This is a genomic window from Lentisalinibacter sediminis, assembly GCF_040706615.1.
Lineage (GTDB): Bacteria > Pseudomonadota > Gammaproteobacteria > Steroidobacterales > Woeseiaceae > Lentisalinibacter > Lentisalinibacter sediminis.
In genome coordinates this window covers 1-15,723 of the sequence record NZ_JAPDRF010000010.1, presented here as the reverse complement: position 1 = coordinate 15,723, position 15,723 = coordinate 1, and the positions used below count along the sequence as shown (strand labels likewise).

The following is a 15,723-nucleotide window of genomic DNA, read 5'->3' as shown; positions in this document are numbered from 1 at the left end:
ACATCCTGACGAAGGAGGAGGGCGGTCGTCACACGCCGTTCTTCAAGGGTTATCGCCCGCAGTTCTACTTCCGCACGACGGACGTGACGGGAGCGGTGGAGCTGCCGGAGGGCACCGAGATGGTGATGCCGGGCGACAACGTGAAGATGGTGGTGGAGCTGATTGCGCCGATCGCCATGGAGGACGGACTGCGGTTCGCCATCCGCGAGGGCGGCCGCACGGTCGGCGCCGGCGTGGTGGCGAAAATCATCGATTAATTTGACAACCGGACGGATATTGCAGGCCAGTAGCTCAACTGGCAGAGCAGCGGTCTCCAAAACCGCAGGTTGGGGGTTCGAGTCCCTCCTGGCCTGCCATTCGACCCGGGTCGACGTGCAAGCATGAACGCAAAGACTGAAACACCCGAACCCGGCGCGCTGGATACGGTCAAGCTGATTCTCGCCGCCGCGATCCTGGTGGCGGGCATCTTCGGTTACTACTGGTATTCGGAGCTGGCCCTGCCGCTGCGAGTGCTCATGGTGCTGGTCGCCACGGGCGTCGGCATCGCGGTAGGCATGACGAGCACCCAGGGCCAGGCGCTCTGGAGGTTCATCCAGGGCTCGCGCATCGAGATCCGCAAGGTGGTCTGGCCGACCAAGCAGGAGACCACCCAGACGACGATCGCGGTATTCGTGTTCACGCTGATCCTCGGCCTGTTCTTCTGGGGGCTGGATTCCATCCTGCTCCTGATCACACGCTACCTGACCGGGCATGCCGGCTAGGCGGCCGGACCGTCTACTGCAGGGGTAAAGCATTGGCCAAGCGTTGGTACATCGTTCACGCATACTCGAACTTCGAGCACAAGGTGAAGTCGTCGCTCGAGGAGCGCATCAAGCTTGCCGGACTGGAGGACAAGTTCGGGGAGATCCTGGTGCCCACCGAGGAGGTGGTCGAGATGCGCGAAGGGCAGAAGCGGCGCAGCGAGCGCAAATTCTTCCCCGGCTACGTGCTCGTGAACATGGAGATGGACGACGAGACCTGGCACCTGGTGAAGGACGTACCGAAGGTGCTCGGCTTCATCGGCGGCTCCAGCGACCGGCCCGCGCCGATCAGTGACAAGGAAGCCGATGCCATCCTCCAGCGCGTGAAGGAAGGCGTCGACAAGCCGCGGCCGAAGGTGCTGTTCGAGCCCGGCGAGGTCGTACGTGTAACCGACGGGCCGTTCAACGACTTCAACGGCGTGGTCGAACACGTCAACTACGACAAGAACCGCCTGCGCGTCGCGGTCCAGATTCTGGGCCGTTCCACGCCGGTAGAACTGGACTTCGGGCAGGTCGAGAAGGCCTGATCCGTGATTGTGACGGCCGCCGCGGCGGCTGTCCGAGACTGACGACGGGGAGCCGAGAGGCGTTCGCACCCGTGAGGAAAATCTAGATGGCAAAGAAAGTAACGGGCTACATCAAGCTCCAGGTGCCTGCAGGGCAGGCCAACCCCAGTCCGCCCGTGGGCCCGGCGCTGGGTCAGCACGGCGTGAATATCATGGAGTTCTGCAAGGCATTCAATGCCGACACGCAGAACATCGAGCAGGGTCTGCCGGTGCCGGTGGTGATCACGGTCTATAACGACCGCAGTTTCACCTTCATCACCAAGACGCCGCCGGCTGCGGTGCTGCTGCGAAAGGCCGCTGGCGTCCCGAAGGGCTCCGGCACGCCGAACACGGAGAAGGTGGGCAAGGTCACCCGGGCGCAGCTCGAGGAGATCGCGAACACCAAGAATCCGGATCTGACTGCAGCCGACCTGGACGCCGCGGTACGGACCATCGCCGGCACGGCCCGCAGCATGGGCCTCGAAGTCGAGGGGGTCTGATCATGGCGAAGATGAGCAAGAGGAAGGCCGCCATCCGGGAGAAGCTGGAGCCGGGCAAGACCTATCCGCTGGACGAGGCGCTGGGCCTGCTGAAGGATCTGGCCAACGCGAAGTTCTCCGAGAGCATCGACGTGGCCGTGAACCTCGGCGTGGACCCGCGCAAGTCGGACCAGGTGGTGCGCGGCTCGACGGTGCTGCCGAACGGCACCGGCAAGACGGTTCGAGTGGCCGTGTTCGCCCAGGGCGACAACGCCGAGAAGGCGAAGGCTGCCGGTGCGGACATCGTCGGTTTCGAGGATCTCGCCGAGACTATCAAGGGTGGCGAGATGAACTTCGACGTGGTCATCGCCACGCCGGACGCCATGCGAGTGGTCGGCCAGCTGGGCCAGATACTGGGCCCCCGCGGCCTGATGCCGAACCCGAAGGTCGGCACTGTCACCGCTGACGTGGAGACGGCCGTGAATAACGCGAAGGCCGGCCAGGTGCGTTACCGCACCGACAAGTCGGGCATCATCCACTGCCCCATCGGCAAGGCGAACTTCGAGGTCCCCGCGCTGCGCGAGAATCTGAACGCGCTGCTTGCCGACCTGAGGAAAGCGAAGCCGGCTGCATCGAAGGGCGCCTACCTGAAGAAACTCACCGTTTCCTCGACCATGGGCCCGGGTATCGCAGTCGATCAGTCCTCCCTGGAGGCCTGATAGAGAGATGTGGCGGCCCGCTCGCGGGCCGCAGCATGCCGGGTCGGATGGCCCGGCGGATCGTCGAAGACCGCAGGTGTTTCTGCCAACTGGCAGTAACTTAATCACCGCAAGCCTGCGCAGATGGTGAACCCTGAGTCAGTAAGGCTGGAAGCTGCTGGCGACGGTCACCGTTTCGACAAAACGGGTGGACGGACAGGGAATGCCGTCCGAGTCAGACCGACAGCCAGGAGGAACTCTATGGCACTGAGACTGGAAGAGAAGAAAGCAGTCGTTGCCGAGGTGAATGCTGTCGCGGGCGAGGCCATCTCCGCCGTGGCGGCGGAGTATCGGGGTCTTTCCGTCAGTGAGATGACGGCGCTCAGGACCGAGGCCCGGAACGCCGGGGTGTACCTGCGTGTGGTGAAAAACACGCTGGCACGCCGGGCGATATCCGGTACCGGGTTCGAGTGTATGACGGAGACCCTGAAAGGGCCGATCCTGCTCGCATTCTCGACGGAGGATCCGGGCGCCGCGGCGCGGGTGATCAAGGACTTCGCCAAGGAGCACGAGGCACTGAAAGCCGTGTCTCTCTCCACCGGCGGAGAACTCTACCCGGGTGCGGAACTCGACCGGCTCGCGAGCCTGCCCACGATGGACGAGGCGCGCGCGATGCTGCTCGGCGTACTGCAGGCACCGGCCTCGAAGCTCGTGCGCACGCTGGCGGAACCGTCCGCCATGCTGGCACGCACGCTCGGCGCCTACAGCCAGCAGGCTGCATGAGCCTTTGCAACATTTTGATCAGATACTGATTCAGGAAACACGAGAGGAATTCGAAAATGGCAATGTCCAACGAAGAGCTGCTTAAGGAACTGAGCGCGAAGCCCATCATGGAAGTGGTGGAACTGGTGAAGATGCTGGAGGACGAGTGGGGCGTTTCCGCCGCCGCTCCGGTGGCGGTCGCAGCCGGCCCGGCAGGCGGCGGTGAAGCCGCAGCCGCCGAAGAGAAGACCGAGTTCGACGTCCACATGAGCAGCTTCGGCAGCAACAAGGTGTCCGTCATCAAGGCGGTCCGCGCCATCACCGGCCTCGGCCTGAAGGAAGCGAAGGACATGGTGGAGGGTGCGCCCACCACCGTGAAGGAAGGCGCTTCCAAGGAAGATGCCGAGGAAATCAAGAAGCAGCTGGAAGAGGCCGGCGCGAGCGTCGAGCTCAAGTAAGCGAGCGAATACTGCTTATAGCGAACGACTTGAGGGTACTCAACTGACCATGCGCGGGCCCGGCCCGTGCGAGCAGGTGCCGGCAGGCGGCGTCATTGCCGCCGGCCGGCTTTCCTGCGCCCGACAGATTCATATGTCCGTACAGAGGTAATCTCTAATGGCTTACTCCTTTACAGAGAAGAAGCGCATCCGCAAGGACTTCGGCAAGCGTCCGAGTATCCTGAACGTGCCCTATCTCCTGTCGATTCAGCTCGACTCCTACCGCAAGTTCCTGCAGACGGACAAGTCCGAGGACGCGCGGGACGAAATCGGTCTGCACGCGGCGTTCAAGACGGTCTTCCCGATCGTCAGCTATTCCGGCAACGCCGCGCTGGAGTACGTCAGCTACCGGCTCGGCGACCCGGTCTTCGACGTCAAGGAGTGCCAGTTGCGCGGCCTCACCTACGCGGCGCCTCTGCGCGTGAAGGTGCGCCTGGTCATCTACGACAAGGAGGCGTCGGGTACGCCCAAGCCGGTCAAGGACATCCGGGAGCAGGAGGTCTATCTCGGCGAGCTGCCGCTGATGACCGATAACGGCACGTTCGTCATCAACGGCACCGAGCGGGTCATCGTCTCCCAGCTGCACCGCTCGCCGGGCGTGTTCTTCGATCACGACAAGGGCAAGACCCACTCGTCGGGCAAGCTGCTGTTCTCCGCCCGCATCATCCCCTACCGGGGCTCCTGGCTCGACTTCGAGTTCGACCCGAAGGATGCCCTGTTCGCCCGTATCGACCGCCGGCGCAAGCTGCCTGTGACCATCATCCTGCGCGCGCTCGGTCTCACCAACGAGGAGATGCTGGACGTCTTCTTCGACAAGAATGACTTCTACCTGTCGAAGAAGGAGATCCGCATGGGCCTGGTGCCCCAGCGCCTGCGCGGCGAGACCGCCACCTTCGACATCAAGATCGGCCGCAAGACGATCGTCGAGGAGGGCCGCCGCATCACCGCGAAGCACGTCCGCGACCTCGAGAAGGCGGAACTGGAATCCCTGGTGGTGCCGCCGGAGTATCTGGAGGAGAAGATCCTCGCCCACGACGTCGTGGACACCGAGACCGGCGAGCTGCTGGCAGCCGCCAACGACGAGATCACCGAGGAAATGGTGCAGCTCTTCATCGAGAAGGGTATCGAGCACGTCCGCACGCTGTATGTGAACGACCTAGACCGCGGGCCCTACATTTCCAATACCCTGCGCATCGATCCGTCCACCACCAAGCTCGAGGCGCTGGTGGAGATCTACCGCATGATGCGCCCGGGCGAGCCGCCCACGAAGGAGGCGGCCGAGAACCTGTTCAGCAACCTGTTCTTCAACCCGGAGCGCTACGACCTGTCCGCCGTCGGCCGGATGAAGTTCAACCGCCGGGTCGGGCGTGACGAGATCACCGGTTCCGGCATCCTGTCCCAGGACGACATCCTGGACGTGATGAAGACGCTGATCGAGATCCGCAACGGCTACGGCACGGTGGACGACATCGATCACCTCGGCAACCGCCGGGTGCGCAGCGTCGGCGAGATGGCGGAGAACGCCTTCCGCATCGGCCTGGTCCGCGTCGAGCGCGCCGTGAAGGAGCGCCTGACCCAGGCCGAGACCGAGGGCCTGATGCCCCAGGAGATGATCAACGCCAAGCCGGTCGCGGCTGCGGTGAAGGAATTCTTCGGCTCGAGCCAGCTGTCCCAGTTCATGGACCAGAACAACCCGCTGTCCGAGGTCACGCACAAGCGGCGAGTCTCGGCACTGGGCCCGGGCGGGCTGACCCGCGAGCGGGCCGGCTTCGAGGTGCGCGACGTGCACCCCACCCATTACGGTCGGGTCTGCCCCATCGAGACCCCGGAAGGCCCGAACATCGGCCTGATCAACTCGCTGTCCGTGTATGCGCGCACCAACGAGTACGGCTTCCTGGAGACGCCCTACCGCAAGGTGGAGAACGGCCGCGTGACCGACAAGATCGAATATCTGTCGGCCATCGAGGAGAGCCAGTACGTGGTGGCCCAGGCCAACGCCGTGCTGGACGCCAAGTCCCGCTTCTCCGACGAACTGGTCTCGGTGCGTCACCGTAACGAGTTCACGCTGGCCGACCCGAGCATCATCGACTACATGGACATCTCGCCGAAGCAGATCGTCTCGGTGGCCGCATCCCTGATCCCGTTCCTGGAGCACGACGACGCCAACCGGGCGCTGATGGGCTCGAACATGCAGCGCCAGGCGGTGCCGACGCTGCGCTCCGAGGCGCCTCTCGTGGGCACCGGCATGGAGCGTGCGGTGGCGATCGACTCCGGCGTTACCGTGGTCGCCGATCGCGGCGGCGTGGTCGACTCCGTCGATGCCTCACGCATCGTGGTACGGGTGAACGACGAGGAGACCGAGGCGGGCGAGGCCGGTGTGGATATCTACAACCTCACCAAATACACCCGCTCCAACCAGAACACCTGCATCAACCAGCGTCCGCTGGTGAATGCCGGCGACGTGATCGCCGGGGGCGACGTGCTGGCCGACGGGCCCTCGACCAACCTCGGCGAGCTGGCCCTCGGGCAGAACCTGCTCGTGGCCTTCATGCCCTGGAACGGCTACAACTTCGAGGACTCCATCCTGATCTCCGAGCGGGTGGTGCACGAGGACCGCTTCACCACCATCCACATCGAGGAGCTGACCTGTGTGGCCCGCGACACCAAGCTCGGGCCCGAGGACGTCACGGCCGACATCCCGAACGTGGGCGACTCCGCGCTGGCCAACCTGGACGAGTCGGGCATCGCCTTCATCGGCGCCGAGGTCGGCGCCGGCGACATCCTGGTGGGCAAGGTCACGCCGAAGGGCGAGACCCAGCTGACTCCGGAGGAGAAGCTCCTGCGTGCCATCTTCGGCGAGAAGGCGTCCGATGTGAAGGACACGTCGCTGCGTGTGCCGCCGGGCATGGACGGCACGGTGATCGACGTGCGCGTCTTCACCCGCGACGGTGTGGAGAAGGACGCCCGCGCGCTGTCCATCGAGAAGATGGAGCTCGAGAGCGTGCGCAAGGATCTGGACGACCAGCTGCGCATCCTCGAGGACGACATCTTCGAGCGCATGGCGCGCATGCTGCTCGGGAAGGTGGCCGAGGGCGGTCCGAACAAGCTCGCCTCCGGCAGCAAGATCACGAAGGCGTATCTCGACGAGACACCCCGTGAGAAGTGGTTCGAGATCCGCCTCAAGAACGAGGAGGCCAACGAGGAGCTCGAGCGCACCGCCGAGCGCCTGAAGGCCCAGCGCGAGGAGTTCGACCGCCGCTACGAGGAGAAGAAGCAGAAGATCACCGCGGGCGACGATCTTGCCCCCGGCGTGCTGAAGATGGTCAAGGTCTACCTCGCCGTGAAGCGCCGCGTGCAGCCGGGCGACAAGATGGCCGGCCGCCACGGCAACAAGGGTGTGATCTCGACCATCGTCCCGGTCGAGGACATGCCCTACACCGAGGATGGCACTCCGGTCGATATCGTCCTGAATCCTCTCGGCGTACCTTCGCGAATGAACGTCGGGCAGGTGCTCGAGACCCATCTCGGCTGGGCCGCGAAGGGCCTCGGCAAGAAGATCGGCGACATGCTGCGGGCCCAGGAGGCCACCGCGAAGATCCGTGGCTTCCTCGAGGAGGTCTACAACAAGAGCGGCGGCAAGAAGGAGCAGCTGGAGGAGTTCTCGGACGAGGAGATCGTCGAGCTGGCCGGCAACCTGGTGAACGGCGTGCCCATGGCCACGCCGGTATTCGACGGTGCCGACGAGCCCGAGATCAAGGGTCTGCTGGAGCTGGCGGATCTGCCCACCAGCGGTCAGGCGAACCTGATCGACGGACGCACCGGCGAGCAGTTCCTGCGGCCGGTCACCGTCGGCTACATGTACATGCTGAAGCTGAACCACCTCGTGGACGACAAGATGCATGCCCGCTCCACCGGACCGTACAGCCTGGTCACCCAGCAGCCGCTGGGCGGCAAGGCCCAGTTCGGCGGCCAGCGCTTCGGCGAGATGGAGGTGTGGGCCCTGGAGGCCTATGGCGCCGCCTACACGCTGCAGGAGATGCTGACCGTCAAGTCCGACGACGTGCAGGGCCGCACCAAGATGTACAAGAACATCGTGGACGGCACGCACCAGATGCAGGCCGGCATGCCCGAGTCGTTCAACGTCCTGGTCAAGGAAATCCGCTCGCTCGGTATCAACATCGAGCTGGAGGCCGAATGATATGAAAGACCTACTGAAGCTCTTCAAGACACAGGCGCCGACCGAGGATTTCGACGCGATCCGCATCGGCCTCGCCTCGCCGGACATGATCCGTTCCTGGTCCTATGGCGAGGTGAAGAAGCCGGAGACCATCAACTACCGGACCTTCAAGCCGGAGCGCGACGGTCTGTTCTGCGCCAAGATCTTCGGCCCCATCAAGGACTACGAATGCCTGTGCGGCAAGTACAAGCGGCTGAAGCACCGGGGCGTGGTGTGCGAGAAGTGCGGCGTCGAGGTCACCCAGACCAAGGTGCGCCGGGAGCGCATGGCCCACATCGAGCTGGCCAGCCCGGTGGCCCACATCTGGTTCCTGAAGTCGCTGCCCTCGCGCATCGGCCTCATGCTGGATATGACGCTGCGCGAGATCGAGCGGGTGCTCTACTTCGAGGCCTTCACGGTCATCGACCCGGGCATGACACCGCTGGAGCGCTGCCAGCTCCTCTCCGACGAGGCGTATCTGGAGGCCATCGAGCAGTACGGTGACGAGTTCGACGCCCGCATGGGCGCCGAGGCCGTGTTCGAGATGCTGAAGACGATGGATCTCCGCGGCGAGGTCATGAAGGTGCGCGAGGAGATCGACGGCACCAACTCCGAGACCAAGATCAAGCGCCTGTCCAAGCGGCTGAAGCTGCTGGAGTCCTTCCTGGAGTCCGGCAACCGTCCCGAGTGGATGGTGCTGACCGTGCTGCCCGTGCTGCCGCCGGACCTGCGTCCGCTGGTGCCGCTCGACGGCGGTCGCTTCGCCACCTCGGACCTGAACGATCTGTACCGCCGGGTGATCAACCGCAACAACCGGCTGCGCCGCCTGCTGGAGCTGAACGCTCCCGACATCATCGTGCGCAACGAGAAGCGCATGCTGCAGGAGTCCGTGGACGCGCTGCTCGACAACGGCCGCCGCGGCCGTGCCATCACCGGCACGAACAAGCGCCCGCTGAAGTCGCTGGCCGACATGATCAAGGGCAAGCAGGGCCGCTTCCGTCAGAACCTGCTCGGCAAGCGCGTCGACTACTCGGGCCGTTCGGTCATCGTCGTGGGTCCGACGCTGAAGCTGCACCAGTGCGGCCTGCCGAAGAAGATGGCGCTGGAGCTGTTCAAGCCGTTCATCTTCTCCAAGCTGCAGCTGCGCGGCGAGGCGGCCACCATCAAGGCGGCCAAGCGCCTGGTCGAGCGGGAAGGCCCCGAGGTCTGGGACATCCTGGAGGAGGTCATCCGCGAGCATCCGGTCATGCTGAACCGTGCGCCCACGCTGCACCGCCTCGGCATCCAGGCGTTCGAGCCGGTGCTGATCGAGGGCAAGGCCATCCAGCTGCATCCGTTGGTCTGCACGGCCTTCAACGCCGACTTCGACGGCGACCAGATGGCCGTCCACGTGCCGCTGTCCATCGAGGCACAGCTCGAGGCGCGGGCGCTGATGATGTCGTCGAACAACATCCTCTCGCCCGCCAACGGCGATCCCATCATCGTGCCTTCACAGGACGTGGTGCTGGGTCTGTACTACATGACCCGCGAGCGGGTTAACGCCGCCGGCGAGGGCATCTACTTCTCCGACGTGAAAGAGGTGCACCGCGCCTACGAGGCCGGCATCGCCGACCTGCAAGCACGCGTCAAGGTGCGTCTGACGGAGACCGTTGCGGACGAGGAAGGCGAGATGATCACCCGCACGCGGCTGGTGGATACCACGGTCGGCCGCGCGCTGCTGTCGGAGATCCTGCCCAGGGGCCTGTCGTTCGACCAGGTCAACCGGGACATGAACAAGAAGGCCATCTCCAGCGTGATCAACAGCTGCTACCGCAACGTCGGCCTGAAGGAGACGGTGGTCTTCGCCGACCAGCTAATGTACATGGGCTTCCATTACGCCACCCGCGCCGGTGTCTCCATCGGCGTGAACGACATGGTCGTGCCGGAGGTCAAGACGGAAATCCTGGCCCGGGCCGAGGCCGAGGTGAAGGAGATCCAGGAGCAGTACTCCAGTGGTCTCGTGACCGACGGCGAGCGCTACAACAAGGTGGTGGACATCTGGTCGCACACGAACGATCAGGTGGCCAAGGCCATGATGGACAAGCTCGGCACCGACGAGGTGACGGCCGCCGACGGCAAGGTCGTGGAGCAGGAATCGTTCAACTCCATCTACATGATGGCCGACTCCGGCGCGCGTGGCTCCGCCGCGCAGATCCGGCAGCTCGCCGGCATGCGCGGCCTGATGGCCAAGCCCGACGGCTCCATCATCGAGACGCCCATCACCGCGAACTTCCGCGAGGGCCTGGACGTACTGCAGTACTTCATCTCCACCCACGGCGCCCGCAAGGGCCTGGCCGATACGGCGCTGAAGACCGCCAACTCGGGTTATCTCACCCGCCGGCTGGTCGACGTTGCCCAGGACCTGGTGGTCACCGAGGACGACTGCGGCACCCGCAACGGCATCGACATGATCCCGCTGGTGGAAGGCGGCGACGTCGTCGAGCCCCTGCGCGAGCGCGTGCTGGGCCGGGTGATTGCCGAGCCGGTCATGATCCCCGGCACCGAGAAGGTGGCGCTGGATGCCGGCTCCCTGCTGGACGAGACCAGCGTGCAGCTGCTCGAGGAGCTGTCCATCGACCACGTCAAGGTGCGCTCGCCCATCACCTGCGAGACCCGTTACGGGGTGTGCTCCCAGTGCTACGGGCGAGACCTGGCGCGCGGCCATCGCATCAACGTGGGCGAGGCCGTGGGCGTGATCGCAGCACAGTCCATCGGTGAGCCGGGCACCCAGCTCACGATGCGCACGTTCCACATCGGCGGTGCGGCCTCGCGTTCCGCCGCCGTGAACAGCGTCGAGATCAAGACCAAGGGCGTGGCGCGGCTCAGCAACATCAAGACCGTGCATCACGAGAAGGGCTACCTGGTGGCCGTCTCCCGCTCGGGCGAGCTCTCGGTCATGAACGAGTACGGCCGCGAGCGCGAACGCTACAAGGTGCCCTACGGCGCAACCATCTCCGTCCAGGACGGCGACGAGGTCGAGCCCGGCCAGGTGGTGGCGACGTGGGATCCGCACACCCACCCCGTGGTCAGCGAGGTCTCCGGCACCATCAAGTTCCAGGACTTCGTCGAGGGCGTCACCATCACCGAGCAGGTGGACGAGATGACCGGCCTCACGAGTACGGTGGTGGCCGATCCGAAGCAGCGCGGCGGCTCCGGCCGCGACCTGCGGCCGCTCGCCAAGCTGGTGGACGAGAGCGGCGAAGAGGTCAACTTCGCCAACACGGATATACCGGCGGTCTACGCGCTGCCGGCGGGCGCCATCGTCAACATGCGTGACGGCGACACCGTCACCGTCGGCGACGTCATTGCCCGTATCCCCCAGGAGTCCTCCAAGACCCGCGATATCACCGGCGGTCTGCCCCGCGTGGCCGACCTGTTCGAGGCCCGCAAGCCCAAGGAGGCGGCGATCCTGGCCGAATACACCGGTACGGTCAGCTTCGGCAAGGAGACCAAGGGCAAGCGCCGCCTGATCATCACCGACGAGGAGGGCGAGAGCCACGAGGAGCTGATTCCGAAGTGGCGCCACCTGAACGTCTTCGAAGGCGAGCAGATCGAGCGCGGCGAGGTCATCGCGGACGGCGAGCCCAACCCCCACGACATCCTGCGCCTGCAGGGTGTCGAGCCGCTGGCGGACTACCTGGTGCGCGAGATCCAGGACGTCTATCGGTTGCAGGGCGTGAAGATCAACGACAAGCACATCGAGGTGATCATCCGCCAGATGCTGCGCAAGGTGATCATCAGCGATCCGGGCGAGACGACCTACCTGCGCGGGGAGCAGATCGACTTCGCGCGGGCGCTGGAGGCCATCGAGCAGATGGAGGTGCAGGGCAAGGAGCCGCTCCGCTACGAGCCGCTGCTCCTCGGTATCACCAAGGCGTCGCTGGCCACCGAGTCGTTCATCTCCGCCGCCTCCTTCCAGGAGACCACCCGCGTCCTCACCGAGGCTGCGGTGCGGGGCCTGAAGGACGATCTGCGCGGCCTGAAGGAGAACGTGATCGTCGGGCGCCTGATCCCGGCCGGTACCGGCTTCGCCCATCACGCGGAGCGCCGGCGCACCCGGGAGCAGGAACTGGCCGAGCAGCTCCAGGAGCTGGAGAGCGGTGCCGCGGAGGCCGAGGCGGAGGAAGCCGAGGCCGCCAATGCCGACGCAGAGGGCGCCGAAGAGGCCGGCGTGGAGGAAGAGACCACGACCGACGAGTGACGCCTGTGGCGGGCGGGTCCCCGGCCTGTCCGGGACCCGCCCGCTGCTTGACACCCGTGGCCGGGAGTCCCTAAAATGCCCGGCCTTGCCTTGAGGCCGGCCGCTGCCGGCCTTATATTATTCTGGCGCCGGATGCCAGGGCAGGCGTCACGGTTCCACGGCACGTCTGGCGGGTCGCTCAAAACGGCACGGCAGGCGGCTTTTGCGCGTGAGTCTTGTACCTAGCGCGCTTGCCCGTTCGGAATTGGATTTTTTAAGACACAACTGGAAGGCCCATGGCCACGATCAATCAGCTAGTCAGAAACCCCCGCAAGTCGCGGGCGGAGAAGAGTGCAGTACCGGCGCTGGAGGGCAGCCCCCAGAAGCGCGGCGTTTGCACCCGCGTGTACACGACGACGCCGAAGAAGCCGAACTCGGCCATGCGCAAGGTCGCGCGTGTCCGGCTCACCAACGGCTACGAGGTGACCAGCTACATCGGCGGCGAGGGCCACAACCTGCAGGAGCACTCGGTGGTGCTGATCCGCGGTGGCCGTGTGAAGGACCTGCCCGGCGTGCGCTATCACACCGTGCGCGGCACGCTGGACTGCGCAGGGGTGAACGACCGTCGGCAGGGTCGTTCGAAGTACGGCGCCAAGCGTCCGAAGTCCTGATCCAGAACCCAACACGATACTTGTAACCCGATATCGCTGATCGAGATCGAACATGTCCAGACGTAGCCAGGCACCGAAGCGCGAGATTCTCCCCGATCCCAAGTACGGGAGCGAATTGCTCGCCAAGTTCATGAACATGGTGATGATCGACGGCAAGAAGTCCGTCGCGGAGCGCATCCTGTATGGCGCGCTGGACCGTATCGCCGATCGCAGCGGTCAGGCCGGAGACGCCTCCCTGGAGGTGCTCGAGACGGCACTCGAGAACGTAAAGCCCGTCGTCGAGGTGAAGTCCCGGCGCGTCGGCGGTGCCACCTACCAGGTGCCCGTCGAAGTCCGGCCCCAGCGCCGGCAGACCCTGGCCATGCGCTGGGTCATCGAAGCTGCGCACAAGCGCAGCGAGAAGTCCATGGCGTATCGCCTGGCTCACGAGTTGATGGACGCTGCGGACAACCGCGGCGCCGCTGTCAAGAAGAAGGAAGACACGCACCGGATGGCGGAGGCCAATAAGGCCTTCTCGCATTACCGCTGGTGATCGGCCCTCGGCGGCACTGAGTCGACTCCTTTTCTTCGAGGAATTTCCCGTGGCACGTAAGACACCTATCGAGCGCTATCGCAATATCGGCATCATGGCTCACATCGATGCCGGTAAGACGACTACGACCGAGCGCGTCCTGTTCTACACAGGCATCTCCCACAAGATGGGCGAGGTGCACGACGGTGCCGCGGTCATGGACTGGATGGAGCAGGAGCAGGAGCGGGGTATCACCATTACGTCCGCCGCCACCACCTGTTTCTGGCAGGGCATGGACCAGCAGTATCCGGAGCACCGGATCAACATCATCGACACACCCGGCCACGTCGACTTCACCATCGAGGTGGAGCGCTCGCTGCGCGTGCTCGACGGCGCCATCACGGTGCTGTGCTCGGTGGGCGGCGTCGAGCCCCAGACCGAGACCGTCTGGCGGCAGGCCAACAAGTACAAGGTGCCGCGCATGGTGTTCGTCAACAAGATGGACCGCGCCGGCGCCAACTACCTGCGCGTCGTGCAGCAGGTGAAGGACCGTCTGGGCGCGACTGCCATTCCCATCCAGCTGCCCATCGGTGCCGAGGATAACTTCAAGGGCATCATCGACCTCCTCCGGATGAAGGCGATCTACTGGGAAGAGGACAACATGGGTGCCACCTACGAGCAGACGGACATCCCGGACGAGCTCGCCGACCAGGCAGCGGAGTACCGGGAGCAGATGGTTGAGGCCGCGGCCGAGGCCAACGAGGAGCTGCTCGACAAGTTCCTGGAAGAAGGTGATCTCACGAACGAGGAGATCATAGAGGGCCTGCGTGCGCGCACGCTCGCCAACGAGATCGTGCTCACCATGTGCGGCTCCGCGTTCAAGAACAAGGGCGTTCAGGCGATGCTGGACAGCGTGATCGCGTTCATGCCTTCGCCGGTCGATGTGCCGCCGATCCACGGCATCCTGGAAGACGAGACGGAGGCGACCCGCCCGTCCAAGGACGAGGCGCCTTTCGCCGCGCTGGCTTTCAAGATCGCCACCGACCCGTTCGTCGGCAACCTGACCTTCTTCCGCGTCTACTCCGGCGTGCTGAATTCGGGCGACACCGTATTCAACCCGGTGAAGAGCAAGCGCGAGCGTATCGGCCGCCTGCTGCAGATGCACTCCAACGAGCGCCAGGAGATCAAGGAAGTGCGTGCCGGCGACATCGCTGCGGCGGTGGGCCTGAAGGACGTCACCACCGGAGATACGCTGACCGACCCCAAGGACATCATCACCCTGGAGCGCATGGAGTTCCCGGAGCCGGTGATCTCCGTGGCGGTCGAGCCAAAGACGAAGGCCGACCAGGAGAAGATGGGCATCGCCCTGCAGAAGCTGGCGAAAGAGGATCCCTCGTTCCGGGTGCACACCGACGAGGAGTCCGGTCAGACCATCATCTCCGGCATGGGCGAGCTGCATCTCGAGATCATCGTCGACCGCATGCGGCGCGAATTCAAGGTGGAGGCCAACGTGGGCAAGCCCCAGGTGGCCTACCGGGAGACGATCCGCAGCCCGGTCGAGCAGGAAGGCAAGTTCGTCCGCCAGTCCGGCGGCCGCGGCCAGTACGGTCACGTCTATATCAAGATCGAGCCGCAAGAGCCGGGCGAGGGTTACGAGTTCGTCAACGCCATCGTCGGCGGCGTGGTACCGAAGGAGTACATCCCCGCGGTCGACAAGGGCATCCGGGAGCAGATGGAGAACGGCGTGATCGCGGGTTATCCGGTGGTGGACTGCCGGGTCACGCTCTACGACGGCTCCTATCACGACGTCGACTCGAGCGAGATGGCGTTCAAGATCGCCGGCTCGATGGCCTTCAAGGAAGGCGCGGCAAAGGCGAGCCCGGTGCTGCTCGAGCCCATCATGAAGGTGGAGGTCGTCACGCCCGAGGATTACATGGGCGACGTCATGGGCGATCTGAACCGCCGGCGCGGCCTGCCTCAGGGTCTGGATGATTCCGCCATGGGCAAGATCATCCGCGCCGAGGTGCCGCTGGCGGAGATGTTCGGCTATGCGACGGAGCTGCGCTCCATGTCACAGGGTCGTGCGACTTACTCGATGGAGTTCGAGAAGTACGCCGAGGTGCCCAACAACGTCGCCGAGGCCGTGATCAAGAAGGCGGGCTGACAGTAGTCCTGAATTTTATTTAGAGCTCGATCTGAAAGGTAGGCAGAGATGTCCAAAGCGAAGTTTGAGAGAACGAAGCCCCACGTGAACGTAGGCACGATTGGCCACGTGGACCACGGTAAGACGACTTTGACGGCTGCGATGACGAAGGTGATGGCCGA

13 protein-coding genes and 1 tRNA gene are annotated in these 15,723 nt (G+C 64.7%); all 14 read left to right on the top strand.

Annotation, left to right across the window (positions count from 1 at the left end):
- On the top strand, positions 1–257 hold a 257-nt coding region (locus tag ACJMKX_RS17945; protein WP_452233335.1), incomplete at its 5' end, for an EF-Tu C-terminal domain-related protein.
- Positions 258–280: 23 nt separating this feature from the next.
- Positions 281–356: transfer RNA gene (locus ACJMKX_RS17940), tRNA-Trp, on the top strand.
- A gap of 24 nt (positions 357–380) precedes the next feature.
- Positions 381–761: a preprotein translocase subunit SecE gene (gene secE / locus ACJMKX_RS17935; protein ID WP_405228425.1), complete on the top strand. Its 381-nt coding sequence runs from the start codon at positions 381–383 to the stop codon at positions 759–761.
- Positions 762–793: 32 nt separating this feature from the next.
- The gene (gene nusG / locus ACJMKX_RS17930) at positions 794–1,327 is read left to right on the top strand and encodes a transcription termination/antitermination protein NusG (protein WP_405228423.1); all 534 of its coding nucleotides are present in this window, start codon (positions 794–796) and stop codon (positions 1,325–1,327) included.
- Positions 1,328–1,413: 86 nt separating this feature from the next.
- Positions 1,414–1,845, top strand: coding sequence for a 50S ribosomal protein L11 (gene rplK / locus ACJMKX_RS17925; RefSeq protein WP_405228421.1), 432 nt, complete (start codon positions 1,414–1,416; stop codon positions 1,843–1,845).
- Positions 1,846–1,847: 2 nt separating this feature from the next.
- Positions 1,848–2,543 (top strand): 50S ribosomal protein L1, encoded by a 696-nt coding sequence (gene rplA, locus ACJMKX_RS17920; RefSeq protein WP_405228419.1) that lies wholly within the window; start codon positions 1,848–1,850, stop codon positions 2,541–2,543.
- Between the two features lie 240 nt (positions 2,544–2,783).
- Complete coding sequence (gene rplJ / locus ACJMKX_RS17915; RefSeq protein ID WP_405228417.1) at positions 2,784–3,305, top strand: 50S ribosomal protein L10; 522 nt, start codon at positions 2,784–2,786, stop codon at positions 3,303–3,305.
- Between the two features lie 56 nt (positions 3,306–3,361).
- On the top strand, positions 3,362–3,742 hold the full coding sequence (gene rplL / locus ACJMKX_RS17910; RefSeq protein WP_405228416.1) for a 50S ribosomal protein L7/L12: 381 nt from the start codon (positions 3,362–3,364) through the stop codon (positions 3,740–3,742).
- Between the two features lie 157 nt (positions 3,743–3,899).
- Positions 3,900–7,979, top strand: a complete 4,080-nt coding sequence (gene rpoB, locus ACJMKX_RS17905; RefSeq protein WP_405228414.1) for a DNA-directed RNA polymerase subunit beta — start codon at positions 3,900–3,902, stop codon at positions 7,977–7,979.
- A 1-nt stretch (position 7,980) separates the two neighbouring features.
- Positions 7,981–12,237, top strand: a complete 4,257-nt coding sequence (gene rpoC, locus ACJMKX_RS17900) for a DNA-directed RNA polymerase subunit beta' (RefSeq protein ID WP_405228412.1) — start codon at positions 7,981–7,983, stop codon at positions 12,235–12,237.
- 275 nt (positions 12,238–12,512) lie between these two features.
- Positions 12,513–12,887 (top strand): 30S ribosomal protein S12, encoded by a 375-nt coding sequence (rpsL, locus tag ACJMKX_RS17895; RefSeq protein WP_405228409.1) that lies wholly within the window; start codon positions 12,513–12,515, stop codon positions 12,885–12,887.
- A 52-nt stretch (positions 12,888–12,939) separates the two neighbouring features.
- A complete protein-coding gene (gene rpsG / locus ACJMKX_RS17890; RefSeq protein WP_405228407.1) occupies positions 12,940–13,419 on the top strand; it encodes a 30S ribosomal protein S7 in 480 nt (159 codons plus the stop codon).
- 94 nt (positions 13,420–13,513) lie between these two features.
- Entirely contained in the window at positions 13,514–15,562 is a 2,049-nt protein-coding gene (gene fusA / locus ACJMKX_RS17885; protein ID WP_405228429.1) for an elongation factor G, read from the top strand.
- A gap of 48 nt (positions 15,563–15,610) precedes the next feature.
- Positions 15,611–15,723: GTP-binding protein (locus ACJMKX_RS17880; RefSeq protein ID WP_405228427.1), on the top strand; the 113-nt coding region annotated here is incomplete at its 3' end.